Annotated in this window: 10 protein-coding genes; 4 read left to right on the top strand and 6 right to left on the bottom strand. The window is 51.3% G+C overall.

All coding sequences use genetic code 11. The features are described 5' to 3' along the window. Window positions 1–361 precede the first annotated feature (361 nt). Window positions 362–2,272, top strand: coding sequence for a lamin tail domain-containing protein (locus EJO50_RS08815; RefSeq protein ID WP_125973413.1), 1,911 nt, complete (start codon window positions 362–364; stop codon window positions 2,270–2,272). Further along, window positions 2,244–2,822: a hypothetical protein gene (locus EJO50_RS08810; protein WP_125973411.1), complete on the top strand. Its 579-nt coding sequence runs from the start codon at window positions 2,244–2,246 to the stop codon at window positions 2,820–2,822. The genes EJO50_RS08815 and EJO50_RS08810 overlap by 29 nt, the downstream gene beginning before the upstream one ends. A gap of 102 nt (window positions 2,823–2,924) precedes the next feature. Here the strand turns inward: EJO50_RS08810 and serB are convergent, their stop codons facing one another. The 4 genes from serB to mfd all read right to left on the bottom strand — a co-directional run bounded on the left by serB (window position 2,925) and on the right by mfd (window position 12,229). Further along, a complete protein-coding gene (gene serB, locus EJO50_RS08805; RefSeq protein ID WP_125973409.1) occupies window positions 2,925–3,764 on the bottom strand; it encodes a phosphoserine phosphatase SerB in 840 nt (279 codons plus the stop codon). A gap of 77 nt (window positions 3,765–3,841) precedes the next feature. Then, the gene (locus tag EJO50_RS08800; protein ID WP_125973407.1) at window positions 3,842–4,537 is read right to left on the bottom strand and encodes a YecA/YgfB family protein; all 696 of its coding nucleotides are present in this window, start codon (window positions 4,535–4,537) and stop codon (window positions 3,842–3,844) included. Between the two features lie 53 nt (window positions 4,538–4,590). Continuing rightward, on the bottom strand, window positions 4,591–8,655 hold the full coding sequence (locus EJO50_RS08795) for a DEAD/DEAH box helicase (protein ID WP_125973405.1): 4,065 nt from the start codon (window positions 8,653–8,655) through the stop codon (window positions 4,591–4,593). Between the two features lie 172 nt (window positions 8,656–8,827). Then, window positions 8,828–12,229 (bottom strand): transcription-repair coupling factor, encoded by a 3,402-nt coding sequence (gene mfd, locus EJO50_RS08790; RefSeq protein WP_125973403.1) that lies wholly within the window; start codon window positions 12,227–12,229, stop codon window positions 8,828–8,830. Between the two features lie 170 nt (window positions 12,230–12,399). On the opposite strand from mfd, the gene EJO50_RS08785 reads away from it, so the two are divergent. Both EJO50_RS08785 and rlmB read left to right on the top strand, forming a co-directional pair. Next, window positions 12,400–14,904, top strand: a complete 2,505-nt coding sequence (locus tag EJO50_RS08785) for a bifunctional diguanylate cyclase/phosphodiesterase (protein WP_125973401.1) — start codon at window positions 12,400–12,402, stop codon at window positions 14,902–14,904. Window positions 14,905–14,989: 85 nt separating this feature from the next. After that, window positions 14,990–15,730, top strand: coding sequence for a 23S rRNA (guanosine(2251)-2'-O)-methyltransferase RlmB (gene rlmB / locus EJO50_RS08780; protein WP_125973399.1), 741 nt, complete (start codon window positions 14,990–14,992; stop codon window positions 15,728–15,730). Between the two features lie 451 nt (window positions 15,731–16,181). On the opposite strand, the gene EJO50_RS08775 is transcribed toward rlmB, so the two are convergent. Then, complete coding sequence (locus EJO50_RS08775) at window positions 16,182–17,531, bottom strand: DUF3999 domain-containing protein (RefSeq protein ID WP_125973397.1); 1,350 nt, start codon at window positions 17,529–17,531, stop codon at window positions 16,182–16,184. Continuing rightward, entirely contained in the window at window positions 17,528–21,316 is a 3,789-nt protein-coding gene (locus EJO50_RS08770; RefSeq protein ID WP_125973395.1) for a DUF2339 domain-containing protein, read from the bottom strand. The genes EJO50_RS08775 and EJO50_RS08770 overlap by 4 nt, the downstream gene beginning before the upstream one ends. Window positions 21,317–21,386 lie beyond the last annotated feature (70 nt).

Here is a 21,386-nt window from a genome sequence, read left to right as displayed (position 1 = left end):
CTTTGTGTCGGTGTTGGTTTAAAGTTGTTTTTTGTTTGATTTGAAAAACGAACTGGCCATCAAAGCTTTATCTTTTTATAAATATCCAGTAATCAAATGTAAGATATTTGATTTGTTATAAGCGGGCTGCGGGTAGACAGAGAAACTTTGTCATTATCAGGAGCATTGAGCTGTGCATATTTTTTTACTTTAAATAAGAGATATTTATTTTTAATCAATTTTTAGCAATTTTAATACAAAAAAATATTGGTTAGATAATGACGTTGGTGTAAATTGCGCAAATTTTAGTAAATCCTCAAACTTGGCATAATGCTTGGGGAAAGTGCGTTTTTTTGACTAAGTCATTCTCTTGAGAAAGTAAATGAATAATGATCATTTTCAGCAGTACGGTGCGCGTTTGGCATGCTTAAGTTTGAGCGTCATATTAGTGGCTTGTGGCGGAGGTGGTGGGGGAGATACGGGTAGCCCTGTTGCGACGTCTGTACCTACATTAACTCCCACATCGGTGCCGACGACTGTTCCAACCCCTGCGCCTACTTTACCGCCCATCCCGACACCCACCCCGGAGCCTGTTTTGGATTCAGCATTACTCATCAGCGAAGTATCGAGTAATTATGGTTCTGCTAAAGGCGCTTGGTTAGAGATTTATAATAACGGTGCCCAGGATGTATCTCTCGATGGGGTCAGTTTACGTACCTCGCTTTGGTCAAACTGGACATCGTTTGATTTACCAAAAACAGTCGTGATCAAGCCGGGAGCATATTTTATTGTGGCCGGAAAAAGCGATGATGCCATGCAGAGCGCAAATCAAATCGCTTACGTGAATAATCTGTTCAGCGTGCCTGATTGGGGAAGTAGCGGTGCTGTTGAATTAGTTAAAGGTGGTGTAACGCTTGATTTTGTTCGCTTTGGCAATAACCAGGCTCAGCCGTTGACTGCAGGCGCTTGGGAAGGGGTAAGTGCTGTAAGCATTCCTTCTTTTGTTTGGGACTATGGCCATTCTTTGGTGCGTCTGGGGCCGCTTAAAGCGAATACGCGTAGTGCACAGGATTGGACAGTGGTACCGTTTTCTACCCCGGGTGGCCCTAATGATGTGCCCGAAAATGCCGTAGATAATGATAAGGATGGTATTCCTGATTATGCCGAAGTGGCAGGTGGTACATTTGGGGGGATTGATTATTATGCGATGGGGGCCAGGGCGAATCAGCCAGATATTTTTATCCAAATTGATCATATGAAATCGACAGATTTGGGGATTATTCCAACGAAAGAAGCACTGCAAAAAGTAGTAGATGCTTTTAAATTAAATCATGTTGCGGTGCATTTTGATGCGGGTAATTTATACAATGTAAAATTTAACCCTGCAGACTTTAATCTGGGTGGCAGCCGTTTAAATTCAAGGAATGAAGTAGCTTATCAAGCTTGTTTAGGAATAGAGTCATTAGCAGATTGTGCATCCATTTATGATTATAAAAATCTGAGTATGGATATTCGTCGTAAGCAGGTTTTTCATTACTTATTGATGGGTAATTCACAAGAACTTGATGGCAAAGCGAGTTATTCGGGTTATGCCGAAATTGCGGGCAATGATATTATTGTTACCTTAGGTAATTGGGGTTTGAATGCAGATTCACCAGAGGAAATGAATCAATTAATTAATTATCAGGCAAGCACTATTATGCATGAACTGGGGCATAACCTAGGATTGAAGCATGGTGGTAATGAAGATATTAATAATAAGCCTAACTATTATAGTGTAATGAATTATCTTTACCAGTTAAACGGTTTGGGTTCAACACCAAAATCAATATCGGGTATGGAGCGTTATTTCTTTGCCAAAGAAGCTAATGGTTTTGATTGGGGCTCATTATGTAAGCTTGAAGGTGGCCCATGCGATAGTCGTTTCCGTATTGATTATTCTGATGGTAGTGGTAGTTTCCTTGATGAAAATAGTTTGAATGAGGCTAATCTAATTGGCCGGGGTAGGTTGGCAGGAGTATATGCAGATTGGAATTTAGATAATAAGCAGAACACTGTTAATTATGCTTTAGATATTAACGATGATGGTAACAAGCAGGTTTTGCGTGACCATAATGACTGGGCTAATTTAAACCTGGCTTTTGCCCGGGTGGAGAGTGGTAATAGCGGTGCATCAATGCAAAGGAGTGCAAAAGTGGCGATTAATCCAATTTTGAATGATAAGCAGCGCTGGTCGGTAGAGGCCAAACCTTCTGCTGCCTTCTTTGCTGCGATACGCCGCCGTGCGCGCTAAGGGGGGGGGGGCACTGCTGTGTTTGGCAGGGGTTGCCCAAGGGGCCGTGCTGCAGATTAGTGGGGCAAGCGCGATAAAACCCCTTTCTGGTGAAGTGGAATCGGCCAGGCTCAAAGAGGGGGTGGCGTATTTTAAGCTGGCAGAGGGCGAAGCCGTGGTGTCGCCCTGGCCACTGGCATGGCGCGCCCTGCCTAAAGGCACGCAACTGGTGACAGAGCGTGCGCCACACCCAGCCGGGCCGGTCAGTCGTTTGCGCTTACTGAAGGGAGATCGGCTGTGGCTGGAGTTGATTGCAGGTGGTTATGCGGGGACGGCGGTGCATGAAGGCTGGCGGCTGGGTTTTAAAGACGGTAAGGCTTTATTGGTGCAGGGTGATGAAAGCCAGCCATTTACGGGCAAAATGCGGATAAAAGATCAGGCAGGGGCACGCTGGTGCTTGCGCCTGCTGGCAACGCGTGATGCATCTAAAGTGGTATCTGGCATGGCGCAAGAAGCGCAAATCAAGGCCGACTGGTTGCGTTATTTGCCGCGCAAGGGGCGGTGTGAGTGAGCTGATGGCTGGCGCCGATATAGCGTGGGCAAAGTAAAACGCTTTGCCCATTCTATATCTATCCTATATGTTTAAGGGCCTGGGTTCGGGTCTATCAGGTCTTTAAATAAAGTAATTCAGCACGCCGTCTAATCCCACTTGATTAATACAATATGGCGCTTCGCGTTGCACAAGCGGTTTGGCATGGCAGGCTACGCCAAAGCCTGCTTCTTTTAGCATTGGTAAATCGTTGGCCCCGTCTCCCATTGCAACAACCTGATCAACACGCAAGCCAAGCTTGGTGCGGTATTTGATCAGCTCGGTTTTTTTGCGCTCTGCATCCACAATATTGCCGATCACTTTGCCTGTCAGTTTGCCATTTTCAATTTCTAAAATATTGGCAATGGTACGTGTAAGTCCCAGCCTGGCTTGCAGTTTTTCGGTAAAAAAAGTGAATCCGCCAGAAATCAAAAGTGTTTTGGCTCCTGCATCATGAAAGCCTTTGAGCATGGCTTCTGCGCCTGCCATGAGTTTAAGCCGCTCGGAATAAACGCGCTCTAATGCGCTTTCATCAAGGCCTGCCAAAAGTGCTACGCGGCGGCTAAGGCTTTCCTTGAAATCGATTTCGCCGCGCATGGCGCTGGCGGTAATGGCCGATATGTCTGCTTTAATGCCCTGCATATCGGCAATTTCATCGATGCATTCAATGGTAATCAGTGTGGAATCCATATCCATGACTACAAGGCCAATATCCTGTACGCGGGTGTCTTCCGGGATAAACGCAAAATCAAGCTGATTGGATTCGCAAAAGTCGGCAACAGCTTCTTCATTTGCAATATCAGCGCCTTGTAAACGAAACGCCTGCTGGTGAATGGCTTCAATACTGTGTGCGCCAGATAGACGGGCCAGTTGCTTCAGGTTTTGTGTGGCGACTTCCGGGGCTTGGATAATCAGACGATACATATTGGGTCTCGGCGGTTGAGTCGTGAGTCGTGAGTGGAGGGGGATTAAACTCCCCACTCCCGACTCCCTGTATTAAATTAAGCCCCGCAGCACTTTTTAAACTTTTTATCACTGCCGCAGCTGCAAGGATCATTACGGCCAATTTTCGGGCCGTCATTCACAATGGTTTCTACCTTGCCAAATTGCTGATTCAGCCACCAGTGCAATACGTCTTCGATCAGCCATGGCAATTCGTCGATCAGTTGATCGCGGGCTTTAATGCTCAGTACCAGCTCTTCGTCATCCGGATGATGGCCAAGCTCTAAGGTCAGAATTTTGGCTACGATTTCATACAGATCTTCGTTTTCATCCAGCGTGTCCTGCCATAAATCTTCGCGCAGTAATACACCGGCTCTGAAGCCTGAAGCCCAATAAGCGCCCAGTGTTTCACGCCATTTTTCATCTATGCCTTCGTCTTGCAAAACGATAGGCACGTACAAAGGCTCTTCAGTTTCTTTATTACGCGCCTTGAGTGAAAACGCGGCTTGAATGGCGGCGTGATGGCGGCGGATTAATTCGATAATCTCGTCTTTTTCTGCCGCATCTTTGAATTCGGGCGCTTGCCCTTCAAAGATATGCGGCAGCCATTCTTCTTCCGGCGCTTGCTCTGGGCTGATCGCCAGCGCAACAAAGAAACCATCGATCATTTCCAGATCCATGGTTTCTGCGCCAGTGGCTTCAGACATTAAAAACGCATCAAGGCGTTCTAGTTCGGCTTGTTTTAGTGCAGACATACGGTATTTCCAATTCGATTAAAAAAGTTAGCTTGCGATTTAAACCCAAATCTTTATTGCCCACCTCGTAGCAATCCCAATAACGCTGCCGTATCCATCTTGCCGGTGGCGTCGCCGCCTTCGAGCAGGCTGTCGGCGAGATCGCGTTTTTCTGCGTGCAAGGACAGAATTTGCTCTTCGATGGTGTCTTGCGCCACTAGGCGGTAAATTGTGACCGGTCTTTGCTGTCCCATGCGGTGCGCCCGATCGGACGCTTGATCTTCAACGGCGGGGTTCCACCATGGGTCAAGGTGGATCACATAATCGGCGGCGGTCAGGTTTAAGCCCGTGCCACCGGCTTTTAAGCTGATCAAAAACACATCGCCAATGCCGGCCTGAAAAGCATCGACGCGTTTTTTGCGCTCCAGCACCGGCGTGCTGCCATCCAGATACTGGTAGCTGATGCCTTTTTCTTCCAGCCATTTACGCACAATGGCCAGATGATCTACAAACTGGCTAAACACCAGTGCCTTGTGATTGTTTTCCAGCAGTTCTTCGGTGATTTCGCTAAAGGCGGCGAGTTTACTGCCTTCCAGCGTTGAATTGGGAAGCGTGAGCTTAGGGTTACAGCAAAAGCGGCGTAAACGGGTGATTTCGGCCAGCACCCGCATGGCGCGGTTTTCATCTGTGCCTGCGGTATCGAGTTTTTCTACCGCTTCTTGGCGTAATGCTTCGTATAAATGGCGCTCGTCTTTGGATAATTCGACTTTAAGCGTGATCTCGGTGCGCGGCGGTAATTCGCTGAGTACTTGGGTCTTGGTGCGGCGCAGGATAAACGGTTGGATCAGTTTTTTCAAATATTGTCTGGCGGTTTTGTCTCCGCGCTCGATGGGGCCGCTAAATTTTGCGGCAAAACGCTCTTTTGATCCCAAGAGGCCAGGGTTGATAAAGCGGAACAGATTCCATAGCTCGCCCAGGTGGTTTTCAACCGGCGTGCCGCTGGCAATGATTTTGAAATCGGCATTGAGTGCCATCGCCGCCTGGCTGCGTTTGGTGGCGGAATTCTTAATCGCCTGCGCCTCATCCAGCACCACGGTGTGCCAGTGCTGGGCCGCAAACGCTTCGCCATCCTGTTGCAACATGCCGTAGCTGGCGACCACTAAATCAAACGGCCCAAGATCAGTAAGGCTGCGATTATTGTGGTAAGTTTGTACTCTTAGCGTAGGCGCAAAGCGCAGTGCTTCGGCTTGCCAGTTGAGCGCCACCGACAGCGGCGCAATCACCAGCGCCGGGCCTTGCGGCGCGCGAGTTAAGAGCAGCGCCAGTGCTTGTACGGTTTTGCCCAGCCCCATATCGTCTGCCAGGCACGCGCCCACGCCCCAGCAGGCGAGGCGGGACAGCCATTGAAAGCCTTCCAGCTGATAATCACGCAATGTGGCTTGCAGGGTGGAGGGCACTTTGGGCTGAAAATCGGCTAGTGAATCCAGCTTGGCTACCTGTTCTTGCCAGGCAGCATCGCTTTGTAAATCGCCTACTTCAGCAGCCAGCTCGGCTAAAAGCGGCGCGGTGAGGGCGCTGACACGCAGGCCGTCTTTATTGACTTCGGCCAGTACACGTAATTCGTCGAGGCGTTTTTTAAAGGCAGCGGTGAGTGCTAAATAATCGCCGTCACCTAGTGGCAGAAAGCGCCCTTCGGCCTTGTCCATCATTTGCAGCAATTCTCTTAGCGCCAGCACCCGGCCATCATCCAACGTTAACTCGCCGCCTGCTACAAACCACTCGCCCTGTCTTTTGACGCTAAGGGACATTTGTGCGAGGCCACGCGTGCTGTTTAAGCGAAAGCGCTCGCCTTCGGGCCAGACCAGTTGCAGTGTGTCGTCACCAAAGGTTTTAAGCTCGGCCAGCAGCTCCAAGCAAAGCTCGGGGTGGAACAGCTCCCACTCAATGCCATTTTGCTCGGCCTGGCTGAGGGTCGGTGAGCCATCGACCACGCGCTTCAGACGTTTCCTTTCTGCTGCCAGATCACGGGCGGCTTGCACCGCCTTGCCGTCGATTTCCCCTAGCACATTTACGCTGCCCTTGGCGGGCGTCATCCAGCAGCCACTCGCTAGCGGGCGCACCAATAGCTGCATGCGCAGGCCTTCTTGCAGCGGTAACAGATGCGCGTAAAGCGTGGCGTTGGCGGGCACGCTGTCCACATGGGCGGCCAGCTCGGGCAGATCGGAATGAATGGCAATATGCGGTGCAATGGCGGTAATGACATCCACCAGCTGCGCTTTGGCAGCCACCGGTACGGCCAGGCCTGAGCCTAAAATGCCGGCGATTTGCTTGATTTCGGCGCTGGAGCTGTAAATCACCAAGCGGGTAGGGGTTTCTTTTTTCCATACCAGTGCTGCATTGCTATCCATATTGGGATCAAGCTGCAGGGTGATCTGGCCTTGTTTTTCTTTGAGCAGCAGCGCCACTTCGCCCTTGGCAATATCAATGCGCACATCGGGAGCATCAAACCAGAACAGCGCCGGGTGGCCGATTAAATGACCGAGGGCGGCTTCGGCATCCAGCTCGTAATCACTGCCGCCGTAATAGTTGTTGTAGGATTTTCTGATGCAGCTGGCGACGCGTTTGTCCTGATCGGATAAGCCCGGCAAGGTGTCTTGTTCTTGCAGCAGGCGGCGCAGTGCTACCGCCCGGCCCTTGCTCCAAATGCCTTTGGTGCTTTTCTTTTGCTCGCGCGGCTCAATGCGGATCTCGCCGTGATCCTCGTCGATCAGCCAGGCAATTCGCACATCGCTGCTGTTGGCTGGCGCGCCTGCCTTGAGCTGGCTAAGGGCAACAAGCGCGCGTTGCCAGCCTTCTTCCCGCTTAATGGCCGAGATTAATGGCGTAAGTTGCTGCTGGGCATGCCATCCGGGGTAGAGCAGTGCCTGGCCAAACTGCTGAAACAGCAGCACATCCAGCTCGGCAGCAACCCATTGGTAGCCATTTTTGCTGGCCTTTGTTCTGGCGGTAATAAGTTTCTGACACCAGCCATCGTCAACCGTTGCGTCCTGCCAGAATAAAGCCAGTGCTTCAAACAGGCCATCGCAATCATTGGGTTGATGAATGTAGCTGGGGCGGGTGCTGACCAGCGGTGTGCCTTGCGCCAGGTGATCCACCAGTGGATGCAAGGCAAAATAGCAATAAGCGTGTTTTTGCTTATAACCATCATCGACTTGCGCTTTGGCCAGCTTCAGGCTGACAGGGGTGTTCAGCCCCAGCAGGGCCACGGTATAGAGCAGGCCATTGGCTGCGCTTAAAAAGTATTTGCGCTTGCCGCTGGCCTGTTTCAGCGCTTTAAGCAGGGTGTCGTAGATTTCTACCGCAATGCTGTATTCGCCACGCAGGGTGGCGAGCGCGGCCAGATTTTCGGCCAAGAATTGCGCAGGGGTTTTTTGCTGGATCAGCTTGAGCTGGGCCAGATCCCCGCGCAGCAGGGCATGGGCGGCAAGTTGTGCGGACAGCTGTGGCCATTCATAAAAGCTTTGCTCGAACAAGCTGACGGTGTACTGGTAAATGGCGCTGCAATCGGCCAGATGCCATGCACTGCTTTGTAACGCATCATGTAAAAGCTGGCTTTGGATTTCTTCATCGAGCAGGCCAAATAAAACTTGGCCGCTGTCGCTGGCAAAAAAGCGCTGCGCAATACCATCGTCCAGGCTAAGGCGCTGCCGCCATTCATTGATGATTTCAAACTGCCCGCAAAAGGCGGAAAACATAATTTCGCGCTGGCAGAAGTCTTCCGGATAGTTTTTCCATGGCGAATATTCGTGCTGCTGGGTCAGCAGATCACGCGCACTGCCTACCCAGCTGGGCAGCCAGCCGCTTTGTTTCAGCTTTAACAGGGCAGGAAAAATAAACTCATCCTCGATGACATAGCCCATGCCGGTTTGCAGGGTGACCATTTTTTGTAGCATCAGCCGCGCGAGGCTCGCTTTAACCCCCGGCTGATCATAAGCACCGCCACTGGTCATTTTTTCTTTACGCAGCTGCATCAGCGTGATCAGCCGCACCTGGGGTATCGGCTCTTGCAGCAGTGCCATGGCGTAGATCAGCGGCAGGTCATCGGGATGAAGGGCTTCGAGTTTTTTAGTCAGTGGCATAGGAGCTTGATAATGAGCATTAGTAAAGTGAAGGCCAGAGCGTCTTACATTTCGAATTTATTGATGCTTTTTAATCGTGATTCATGAAAAAACCTGACCAACCGGACTCGTTATATCCTGTTTAGCGGTTTTTTCCGTGGTTCAGGGTTTGGGTTATGCGCCGGATTTGGGATCAATGGCTTAACTCATGCAGCAGCTCTTTCACTCTCACCACACGCAGTGTGCTTTCCGGCCAGTTGCCTTCTATACGCAATTTATCCTGGCCGCTCATTTTGTAATTCTTTTTGTTCTGGATAAGCTTGATGATTTTCATCGGCTCAATTACCGTATTGGTGGTGAAGCTTAAGACGATGGCGTTGTCGGCTGCGTCGATTTTAGCAATACCAAGTGTGCCTGCAATCATGCGCAGGCGGTGGCAATCGAGCAGCACTTTGGCAGGCGCGGGCAAAAGGCCGAAGCGATCGATCAATTCCTGCATCAGGTCGTCCAGATCCTCATTGCTTTCACAATGGGCGAGGCGTTTATAGAGGCTAAGCCGCTCGTTTACATCAGGGCAGTATTCCGCGGGCAGCAGGGCCGGGGCACGCAGATTGATTTCGGTGGTGACGCCCAGTGGCTGGGATAAATCAGGCTCGATCCCTTTTTTGAGCGATTTAACCGCTTCTTTGAGCATCTGGCTATAAAGCGAGAAGCCGATTTCCTGCATCTCCCCCGATTGTGAATCGCCTAGTACTTCACCCGCACCGCGGATTTCCAGATCATGCATTGCCAGATAAAAACCTGCGCCCAATTCATCCATCATTTGAATCGCTTCAAGGCGTTTTTTAGCGTCGCCTGTTAAGGCTTCCGGCTCGGGCACCAGCAGGTAGGCGTAGGCCTGGTGGTGGCTGCGGCCCACGCGGCCACGCATCTGGTGTAATTGTGCCAGGCCAAATTTATCGGCGCGGTTCATCAGAATGGTATTGGCATTGGGGATGTCGATTCCCGTTTCGATAATGGTGGTGCAGAGCAAAATATTAAAACGCTGCTGGGCAAAGTCGCGCATCACATGTTCAAGGTCACGTTCGCGCATCTGGCCGTGTGCCACGCCCACGCGGGCTTCGGGTAAGAGCGCCGTGAGTTTTTCGCGCATATTGTCGATGGTATCGACTTCATTATGTAAAAAGAATACCTGCCCGCCGCGCTTTAGCTCGCGCAGTACCGCCTCGCGGATAATGCCGTCGCTGAATTTGGCGAGGAAAGTTTTAACCGCCAGGCGTTTATTCGGCGCGGTGGCAATCACGGAAAAGTCACGCAAGCCTTCCAGGCTCATCGCCAGCGTGCGCGGAATCGGTGTGGCGGTCAGGGTAAGTACATCCACGTCGGCACGCAGCGCTTTGAGCTGCTCTTTTTGCCGCACGCCAAAGCGGTGCTCTTCATCGATAATCACGAGCCCCAGCTTGCTAAATTCCACATCTGGCTGCACCAGTTTATGCGTGCCAATCACAATATCAACCGTGCCTTCTGCCATGCCTTTCATGGTAGTAGCGGCTTCCTTGGCGCTTCTAAAGCGCGAGATTTCAGCCACTTTAATCGGCCAGTCAGAAAAACGGTCGCTAAATGTCTGGAAATGCTGTTCGGCCAGTAGCGTGGTCGGCACCAGCACGGCCACCTGCTTGCCACCCGCTACGGCGGCAAAGGCTGCGCGCAGTGCTACTTCGGTTTTACCAAAGCCCACATCGCCGCACACCAACCTGTCCATGGGCTTATCGACTCGCATATCAATCAGAACGGCTTCAATCGCTGCAGCCTGATCGGCGGTTTCATCAAAGCCAAAACCTGCGGCAAAGGCGGCGTAGTCGTGAAAATCCCATTCAAAAGCGTGGCCTTTACGCGCGGCGCGCCGGGCGTAAAGATTAAGCAGCTCGGCTGCGGTGTCCCTGACTTGTTCGGCGGCTTTACGCTTGGATTTATCCCAGTTGCCGCTGCCCAGTTTATGTAAGGGGGCTGCATCTGCGCTGCCACCAGAATAACGGCTGATGACATGCAGCTGGCTAACAGGCACGTAGAGCTTATCACTGCCTGCGTATTCAATCACCACCAGCTCGGTTTCACCCTCGCCCAAATCCATGCTGGTGAGCCCGCAATAGCGGCCAATCCCGTGGCCTTCGTGCACCACGGCATCGCCAATTTTTAGTTCTGATAAATCGCGCAGCATGGCATCTGTATTGCTACGTTTTTGCTGACGCTTGCCACGGCTTTGCGCCACTATCTCATACAGATTGGCTTCGGTGATAATGGCTAAAGAGTCATTAGTTAAAATAAAGCCGTTATAAAACGGTGCCGCAGTCAGGAGTACTTTATCTGTTTTACTTTCTTGAATGCTGGCCCAGCTTTCGATCAGCTTAGGTTTTAAGGCATATTCGGCAAAAAACTGCGCCATAGTTTCACGGCGGCCCAGGCTTTCTGCACAGAGCAGAATCTGCCCGCTGTAGCTGGCTATAAAATCAGTGAGTTTGCTGATTGGGTTGTCGCTGCGCCGGTCCACATTCAAAGCGGGTAAAGCTGCAGTGAAGGCTGAGTCACCGGTAATAAACTCGATACGGCGGTGTTTTTTCAGGCCGCTAAATAGGGCATCGGGTGTGAGATAGAGATCTTTGGGAGCAAGAATCGGCCGTTCTTTATCGCCGGATAAATTGCGGTAACGGTCTGAGGTTTCTGCCCAGAATTGCTCGGCCGCTTGCAATAACTCGCCGTGCTGCACCAAAACTGCGTCTTTGGGCAGGTAATCAAATAGCGTGGCGGTCTGCTCAAAAAACAGCGGTAAATAGTATTCAATCCCAGCAGGCGTGCCGCCATTACCCATCTCTTTGTAGATACGGGCTTTACTCGGGTCGCCTTCAAAGATTTCTCTGAAGCGCTGCCTGAACTGATTGCGGCCTTTTTCATCCAGTGGAAACTCGCGTGCAGGCAGTAGGCGGATTTCGGGCACAGGGTAGAGGCTGCGCTGGGTATCTACATCAAAGGTGCGGATAGTTTCGATGGTCTCGTCAAATAAATCGATCCGAAACGGCAGGGTAGAGCCCATGGGGAATAAATCAATCAGCCCGCCACGGATAGAAAACTCACCCGGCCCATACACCTGTGTTACGTGGCTGTAGCCTGCAAATGCCATATCAGCACGCAGCTGATCTGCATCAAGCTTTTCGCCTTTCTTAAGAAAAAAAGTGTAGGCGGCAAGATACTCTACCGGGGGTAAGACACCCATTGCTGTCTGTACCGGCACAATCACCACATCCGCCTGGTTTTGACGGATTTGCCACAACGCCGCTAAGCGCTCTGAAATCAAATCATGATGCGGGCTAAAGTGATCGTAAGCCAGTGTTTCCCAGTCTGGGAAAAGGACAATATTTTTTTGCGGCGCTAAAAAAGCCAGCTCCTCTTTTAAGCGGCTGGCCACCTGCGCATTGGACGTAAACACCACTAAAGGATGTGAAATATTGGCGTAATGGCTTAAAACCCATGCATCTCCGGAGCCGTGTAAGGCATTGATTTGGGTACGTTGGCTGTTAAGGGGGAGTGCAGGTAGTGTCATGGCTGATGGCGTTTTTAGAAAGCGTAGTGGCAGATTATACCCGTCCTGCCCGATCTGTTTGAGAAAGCTGGGACTTGATTTTTTTGGGTAACTATCTAATGATGCTTCCCAAATATTAGATTTGCCTTATTGGGCACTAAAAAATAATTAGTTTGGGGAGAGCAATATTAATGCGTAGGCCATGGCTACAGCAGCTTCTTATTGCTTCAGTGTATAGCCTGTCTAGTTTTCTTAGCTGGAAGTTATCATCGGGACAGCACTTATTTAACCTGCATACCGGTGTCGGTGTTGCAGCCTTACTACTATGCGGGCCTCGTACTTTATTAACGATAATATTGGTTTCATGGCAATTGCCAGTCTTGCAAGGTTACCCTTTCTGGGGTGTGGTTCAGCTCTCTTTACTTGGTGTACTGCAGCCTTTGGTGGTTGTGTCTTTGTTGCCCCGGTTTGTACTGGATGGCGAGCTGAGGGTGAAAGATAGCTTACGATTAATTCTGGCGGGCCCTCTGGTGGGGGCGTTCTTTGGAGCCAGCTGTGGTGTTTTGATTCAAAGTGTTTTCTTTCCTGTTTTGGCTGCTACCCTTTTTTCTGACTGGGTTTCCTGGTGGCTGGTGGACGCCTTGTTTATTCTGATTGTGGTTCCTTTGAGCCTGGGCTTATTACATCAGCGCGCTACAGTTTGGCCTTCCCGCCTGCCGGAGATGGTACTGATTGTGGGCATGGCCAGCTTTGGTGCCATTTTATTGAGCCAGTTTCATGGTTATCAGGAGCTACTGTTTTTATTGTTTCCGCTGATGATCTGGTCTGCTCTGCGCTTAGGGCATGTTGGCAACGGGCTGCTGGGGATTGTGGTCGGCTTACTGGTTATTCTTTCTCATTCTGATCCGGTCTGGTCGGGTAATTTGTTATCAAATTTATTGTTACTGCTGTCCGTGGTGGTTACGGGGGTGCTACTGGCTGCTTCAAATCAGGAAGAATTTGTGGCGGCAAAGAGTACACGGCTTGCCGCACAGGTATTTGGCAATGCCAGTGAAGGCATTTTGATTACAGATGCCAGTGCTAAAATTGTGGCGGTTAACCCCGCATTTAGCCGGATCACAGGTTTTGATTCTACAGATGCAATTGGGCGAATTTCCCGAATGTTCAATCAGCGTGGCTATGGGCGGGAAGTGAATAAGGCCATGCTCTCCGAGTTGCAGACTTATGGACATTGGCAGGGAGAAATGGAAGACCGGCGTAAAAATGGCGAAATGTACCCGGCCTGGCTTTCCATTAGCGCTGTGCGTGATGATCGGGGAAGTATGAGTAATTATGTTGGTGTTTTTTCTGATTACACCCATAGAAAAGAAGCAGAGCAGCGTTTGTTTTACCTGGCCAATCACGATCCGCTGACCGGTCTGTATAACCGTATGGCTTTGCAAGAGCAGCTGCATAGCGCCGTACAGCGAGCAAAAGAGAGTGAGTTTGCCGTACTGTTTATTGATTTGGATCGTTTTAAAACGATTAATGACACGCTGGGTCATGAAGTGGGGGATGCACTGCTGGTGATTGTGGCGCAGCGCCTACAAAATGCATTAAGTGAGGGCGATGTGCTGGCTCGTATTGGCGGCGACGAGTTTACTATTTTGCTGGAAAACACAGATTGTCTTGAACAGGTGGGGCAGGTGGCTGAACGTTTGCGTCAGGCCTTGATTCAACCCAGTTTGATTAATGGTCAGGAATTATTTGTTAGTTGTTCGATCGGGATCAGTGTTTACCCGAGCGATGGCAGAACACCTGCTGCACTGCTTAAAAATGCGGATGTGGCGATGTACCGCGCCAAAGAAACCGGCAAAAATAATGTGCAGTTTTTTGCTGCCAATATGAACGAGATGGCATTCGAGCATCTGATGATGGAAAACGGCCTGCGGCACGCTCTGGAGCGCAAGCAGTTTTGTTTGCATTATCAGCCCAAAATTGATTTGGGCAATGGGCAGTTAAGTGGTTTGGAAAGCCTGATCCGCTGGAACCACCCCAGTCTGGGATTGGTGCCCCCGGCGAGTTTTATTCCGCTGGCTGAAGAAAACGGCTTGATTGTTGCAATTGGCGAGTGGGTTCTGTTCGAGGCGTGCAGACAGATGCGTACCTGGCTGGATGCAGGGTTTAGCATCCCTCATGTGGCTGTGAACTTATCTCCCCGGCAATTTCAAAAGGCTAATCTGGTTCAACAGGTGAAAGATGCTCTGGCTAGCTCCGGCCTGGCTGCTGTGTACTTGGAACTTGAAATTACCGAAAGTATGATCATGCAAGATCCGCAGCGTGCGGTGCAGACTTTAAATGAGCTGAAAGCCATGGGCGTGATGCTGGCTATTGATGATTTCGGAACGGGTTATTCGTCGCTTTCAAATCTGAAGCATTTTCCGATTGATAGTCTAAAAATTGACCGCTCATTTGTTGATGGCTTGCCGGAGGACACCGATAACGCTGCAATTACCGAGGCAATTATTGCCATGGCTCGTAAATTACGCCTTTCTGTGGTCGGTGAAGGGGTTGAAACGACTCAACAAATGTTATTCTTGCGCAAAAGTGGCTGCCACAGCGTGCAGGGGTATTTATATTCGCGTGCATTAGCGGCAGACGATCTCGAGATTTACCTGGCCCGGCAAGGGTTGGTAACAGCAGGTTCCGTTTTATAAATCATCGCTTCATTTCCTTGCAAAATGGGACTTGCTGGTGGTGATCTATAAAAATAATCGGCGATTTATGTAGGTATAGAAACAAATGCAAAAAAAATTAATTCATGGCTTTCATGCCGTAGCTTCGCGCATTAAGCGTTTTCCTGACAGTGTTTTAGAGTTGTTTTTTAATGGCAACCGCAATGATCCACGCGCAAAAGAGCTGCTGAAATTAGCCGAGCAGCAGGGCGTGCATGTGATTATGGTCGATGCCGCGCGCCTGGATGGCATGACAGGCCACGCCCGCCACCAGGGGGTCGCCGCCATGATTGACGCGGGTAAATCCTATGTGGTGCTGGAAGACGTGCTGGAAGACCTGAACGAGCCGCCATTTTTACTGATTCTGGATGGCATTACTGACCCGCATAATCTGGGGGCTTGCCTGCGCGTGGCCGATGCCATGGGCGTACATGCCGTGATTGCGCCTAAAGATAAATCGGTCAGCATTAACGCTACCGTATCCAAAGTGGCTTGCGGCGCAGCAGAAGTGATCCCTTACATTATGGTCACTAACCTCGCGCGCACTTTACGCGACTTAAAAGACCAGAATGTATGGATTGTGGGCACCGATGCCGATGCCAAAACCGATTTGCACCATTTCAACCAGACCGGCCCGCTGGCCTGGGTATTGGGTAATGAGGGCGAGGGCATGCGCCGCCTGACCCGTGAATCTTGCGATACATTGGTATCTATTCCGATGTTCGGTTCGGTAGAAAGCCTGAATGTATCGGTTGCCAGCGGAATTATCCTTGCTGAAAGCCGTCGTCAGCGGGAGATGAATAAGTAATCGTAGCAACTCAGGCTAGCGAACAAACTAAAATCTTGAGTCTCAGAGAGCACGGAGAACACAGAGTTTCACGGAGAAAACCGTGAAAAATGATCTGTTTTTTTGTGCTCTTCGTGCCTGCGTTTTAGCACCTTTGAATTAGGCATTTATTATTAGCTATCGCTTTATCATGGTTTTCTTCAGCTAAATATCACCATACCATTTCTTGATTTGCATCGCTTTCTTTTGAAAAACTTCTTCTTTTGCACTTTTGGCTGTGGATGAAGAGGAGGATCACCTTCGGGGTAAAAACTGCTTCATCCAATACTTTATATTTGCGTATTTAGTAGTTGAAATCGGGATAGGCTGCCGGACGGAGACGGTGTGCAGGTGCTTTTGCCGATATTGCATGAGTAAATGGCCTTCTCCACCCCTCCCTCAAAACGGGAGGCTTTAAAGTATGCCAACTACGTTATGAAGAGATTTCACTCTCTTCTGCCTTTTCGGGAGAGGGGCTGGGGGTGCGGGTCAGTTTGTACGCCATCGCCCCTAATACGCCAACGGCCAAAACGAGCGCTGTCCATAGCCCGTAGCTGCGCGCAGATGATGGCTCACTGGCGATGGCCGGTGCCGGAGGGGCTGCTTTATTGAGCAAAGCGCCCGCCACAGCCGATGCCACGGTATTGCCGATAATCAAATCCGCCGAATTAATTGCTGCACTATTTACCCGCGCATGGCCAAAAGCCAGTGTAAACGGCGCTTGCCCGCGGGCGACGAAGGCGATTTGCTGGGGTGTCCAGCCCGCTTTCAGTTGAGGTAGACCCTCGCCTAGTCCACCACTATTTTGATTGACACTTAAACGCCAGTAGCGATGGTTGTTTGGCGGGATGATCAGCGCTGGGCTGCGGCTCTCAGCGGTTTTGCCTTGCAGGCGATAGAGCACGCCGCTTTGTTTATTTTGCCAGGGCTCGGCAGGCGCAGCCCGGCTTGATAGCGATGCTTGTACCACCGTATTGAGCTGTGGCAAGGTGAGCTCCAGCCTGTCGACAGGAGCATGCACGCCAAGATCAAACAGATATTCGCCCTTGCCGAGCGGTGTCGTCACCGGAGTCAGCCAGACTCTTTTTGTAGGGCTGGGGTGTGCTATGGAGGATTGTAAGCGCACTTCTTTAAGTGTGAGCGGGGTGTCGCTCGTGATGCGCAGGTATTTGGCTCGAATGCTGCCCAAATCTACTTTGGGCTGGCTGAGTGTTTGCCCCTGATAATCCAGCTGGATGATCTCTGTGCTGCCCAGTGATTGCCATTGTTGTAAGTCGTCGCTGGCGGCCAGCCTGATCTGGGAGTTGCCTTCCTGCCAGGCGAGCGTAAGGGATTCGAGCTGCCCCTTGATTTGCGAGGCGTCAACAATATAGCTGCTTTGCTGTTGCTTGCTGACGGTGTGGCTTTGTGCGCTCAGTTGCCCATCGCTGCTGATCTGGACTGAAACATCACGCTGCTCATTACTGGTTTTTTCGGCATAAGGGAAAAATCGCAGCGCAGTCTGGCTGAGCTGATGTGCTGCTGCACTTGTTTCCAGCGCATAGGGCACCAGCTCGCCTGCTCCGTTAAAGACCCGCAAATCGCTTAAATCGGCTCGCTGGCTAAATTGGTACACGGTAACAGGCACATCCAGCCGGTAAAAGGGCGACGATTCACTGAGTAACAAAGCTTGCTGATGGCTGAAAATCGCTGGCGTCAGTGGTGATGGCAGCGGCGCTGGTGTCGGTTTTTTTGCCCATATCAGGGGGCTGACACATAAGATCAGCAGGCAGATTAATCTCATGGCTCTTCCTTTCTGGGGGGCAGCGGTGATAAATAGCCAATGATAAGCAGTAAGACGCCTACGCCAATAAAGCTGATGATGCGCTCTATGCCGCTGATTCTGGACAGATCAAGCATAAACAGCTTGCCGACCACGATGACGAGTAGTGCCGCGCCGCTAAACCAGAGCGATCGGTCGGTTTTTCGCGTGGCAAACAGCATTAAGCCAAAGGCGAGCAGGGTCCAGAATATCGATAGCGAAGCTTGCACCAGTGTCGATTGCAAAAGTGGCCCCAGCTGATAGGGTACATCGCCCCAGTGATGCAAAGTGCGCAGCAATACGCCATTTAGCCAGACAAACAGCGTGGCACCGGCGCCGATCTTAAGCCATTGCACCGGCAGCCCGCCACGCAGTTTATCCACGCGATAGAGCCAGAGTGCCAGCAGGGCAAAGATGCCGATCTGGATTAAATCCAGCGGATTGATCAGCGGCCAGCGGTTGCCGACCTCGCTGAAGTTGGCGTAGAAAGTCCAGAGCCACATCACTAGCATCACAGGCGCGCAGGCTATGGCCAGCAGGCGCAGCATGCTGTTCCGCTTGGTGCATTGCAGCGCCGCCAGTGAAAACAGCCCCCATGCCAGCATTAATATTTGCTGCAGGCTGCTGGAATGAATCGCTTCGAGTAAGGAAAAAGGAAAGGCCAGCAGATGATGCAAGCCGCGTAATAAGGCCCCGTTAAACCAGATAAATAGTGTGGCGAGGGCGGCGTAGGCCAGCCAGTTGGGCAGTTCGGCATCGGCGGATGCCGATTTGAAATCACGCCAGGCCAGATACAGCGCGCCAAGCACCGCCAGTTGCGCCAGCTCCAGCAAATTAAGCAGCGGCAGATAGCGGACATTAAGCAAGCTGCCATCATTAAAATTAGCCGCCAATAGCCATGCCCAAAGCACCAGCAGCAAGCCGCGCAGCGCCTGGCGGGTTGCCACCGAGGCATAAGACTCCTCTGTGGCAAAGCGTTTCAGTGCAATGACCACCAAAGCAGAAACGCCGCTCCAGAACAGCGCAAACACCGCCTGTATCCTGAGCGAATCAATAAGCGTGTTCAGGCTGTAAGCCTCATTCCCCCAATGGTGGAAGACTCTGAGTAGCTCGGCGTTCAGCCATAAAAATCCCAGCGCCAGCAGAACAGGGGCAGTCCATTTGGATAGATCAAGCAGCTGCAGGCTCAGTAATTTGCGCTTCCAGGCCAGGAGCGCCACCACGCCTGATCCAAGGGCAATATCGAGCGGGTTAATGAGTGGTAGATAAGGCAGCGGATCAGGATTGCCATCGCTGCCAAGTGCAAAAAATGCCCAGAGCAGTAAGCCCGCAGCCAGTGGTGCAGCCCCGTTAACAAAATAGGCCTGCGGGTAGCGGGCAATTGGCCAGCGTATTTTGTTGCCATAGCTTGCCAGCAGCCAGAGCACTGCAGCGCAGAGGATAGGCCATGCGGTTGTACGCCATATGCCTTCCGGCACGGCCTGGGTAATGAGCCAGGCCAGCTCGGCGGCAATCAAAAGACTGCTCAGCCAGACACCAACGCTGTGCAGGATGGGCAGTTCTTTTTGGTCTTCGTTTTTATGCCGCCACAATAAATAAAGTGCCAGTGGCAGAGCAAGTGGCCAGGCGAGTAAGCCCCATCCTGCCAGTGGATGTAATTTTGTGGCAAATACCGGCATGCTGATCAGGGCCAATACAGGAAACAGTGCCAGCGCAGGCAGGCGCAGCAGCGGCCATTGCCACTTTTTGCAGGCCAGGCTGGCGAGTAGTGCGCTAAAGCCTGCAAACAGAGCGGTGGCGGCAGATTGCTCGCTAGGCAGAATAAATTGCCGGATTTCATTGAGCCCTGCTCCCGTCCACCACAGTAATCCCCAGGCTGCGAGCAGGGCTGAAATAATTTTTCCGGGCTTAAACCACGTCAGGGCGGCCTCTTTTTGCATTAAATAGCCGCTAAAAAATCCTGACAGCGCCAGCATCAGGCCACCGATATAGCCGCTATTGAGGATGGCTAAGGCATCATCTGGCTGGGGCCCTGCATGGCTTAGGAAGGCGATACCGGCAATGATTTGCAAAGCTAAGGCGCAGCAGAGCGAGCGTAAACGCTGCTGACGCAGACTGACCCAGATAATCGCTGCGGCTTCAACTGCCCAGCTGGCTGCGGTGGTGCGGGCATCAAAGGCCAGCGGGATGGCCAGCGTGGCAAACAGCACACCCAGTGCAAGCAGCGCCTCAAACAGTAAACGCAGCTCGTCGCGTTTTTTTGCTCTTAAAAACCAGGCAATTAAAAGATAAAAAGCGGAGAGCACCGCAGCACTGCCAGCGAGTGCAAATTCAATATCGTGCACGAGTGATGTCTGCAGGCCAAACGCGGCGAGCGGTGTACCAAAAATCAGTGTTCCATCCACATAGTTTTTAAGTGCAACTTGCTGGCGCAAGGCGTAGAGCAGGGCTATGCCAACATAAAACAGAAAAAACAAAATTAAAAATGGCTCGGTGCTGGCGAGTAGCTCTGGTTTGTATTTAAGCGCGCCCCAAGTCGATGCAATCCCGAAGGTAAACACAAAGCCCAGTAAATTAAGCGGCCGCCATGTTTTATACCAAGCCATTGCAAAAATACCGGCGTTAAGCAGGGCAAAATAGCTAAATAGGGCGATATGGCTGCCGTGGCCGGTAGAGGTGAGAATTGGTGCTAAAAAGCCACCGGTAATGCCCATCACTGCCAGCGATCTGGCATCTTGCTTGATGGCTAAAATAGCCGAAAACACGCCGACCAGCACTAAAAATGGAAAAGCAAATTCGGCCGGAATCACTGCAAATTTCAAAGCGGTAAAGGCGGTGAGATACAGCACGCCCACACCACCGCCCTGCATAATCAAAGCATATTCGCGGCGCTGGTCACGCAATCGCCAACCAATCACCAGCAGCACAATTGCGCCGATGGCGGTGCCTGCGAAGCGCAACTCCACCGGCAGCATGCTGTTGTCGGCCGCAAATTTCAGTAAAAACGCTACGCCAAAAAAGAGAATCAGTATTCCGACCCGCACCACGGTATTACCGCCCAATAGCCAGTCTTTGCCCACTTTAAAAGCCTTGGCAAATTGCTCGCTCAGCCAGTCTGGCTGGGCTGGCGAAATGGGAATTGGGGGCACAGGGCGCGCTGGTATGGCGGGATGCCCGGGTGTGCTTGTTGCCGCGATACCAATAGTGCTGTCAACAGCAGAGGGCCCGGTTGAGGATGTGGCTGCCGTCATATCAATCGCGCTGGAGTCAGAAGGCGTGATTGCGGATAAATTGTTTACTTCTGTCTCAGCAGATTCAATGCTGATCTCAGGTGCGATTTTGGTTTGATAGGTTGTTGTCTGGCTGATTGCTGCAGCCGCCCAGTCGCTGTTTTCTATCGGGTGTGCCGCAGAGACAGGTGTGATGCCAGTAGCGTTAAAAACCGGATTGATCGGGCTGCTGTTGCTGTCTTGTGTTTTAAGTTGCTGGATTTCGTCTTGCAAGGCCGCCAGTGATTGCTCAAGCTGCAAAACTCTTTGCTCAAGGCTGAGGTGAGCGTGCCGGTTCGGTGTATGGCCGGTGGAAGAGGGGGCAGATGAATGAGCGCCATGAGGCGGGGATTCAGAGTCCTCTTCAGGAGAATATTTTTTTTTGCTCAAGAAAATGTAGCCAATAAAAGCCAGCAGCCCGGCACCTAAAGCGCCGTCAGTGCCAAATTGCAGCCCACCCCAAATCATTGCAATCAGGATAATGATGCTTACTTTCATATTGTCCTCGGAGTTGGGCTTGTTTAGCGTGCTGTTTCAGTACCAGGGAAAGCTATTTTTGGGGTGACTA

The sequence above is a fragment of the Iodobacter ciconiae genome (assembly GCF_003952345.1).
Taxonomy (GTDB): Bacteria; Pseudomonadota; Gammaproteobacteria; order Burkholderiales; family Chitinibacteraceae; genus Iodobacter; species Iodobacter ciconiae.
This window is presented reverse-complemented; position numbering and strand designations above follow the sequence as displayed.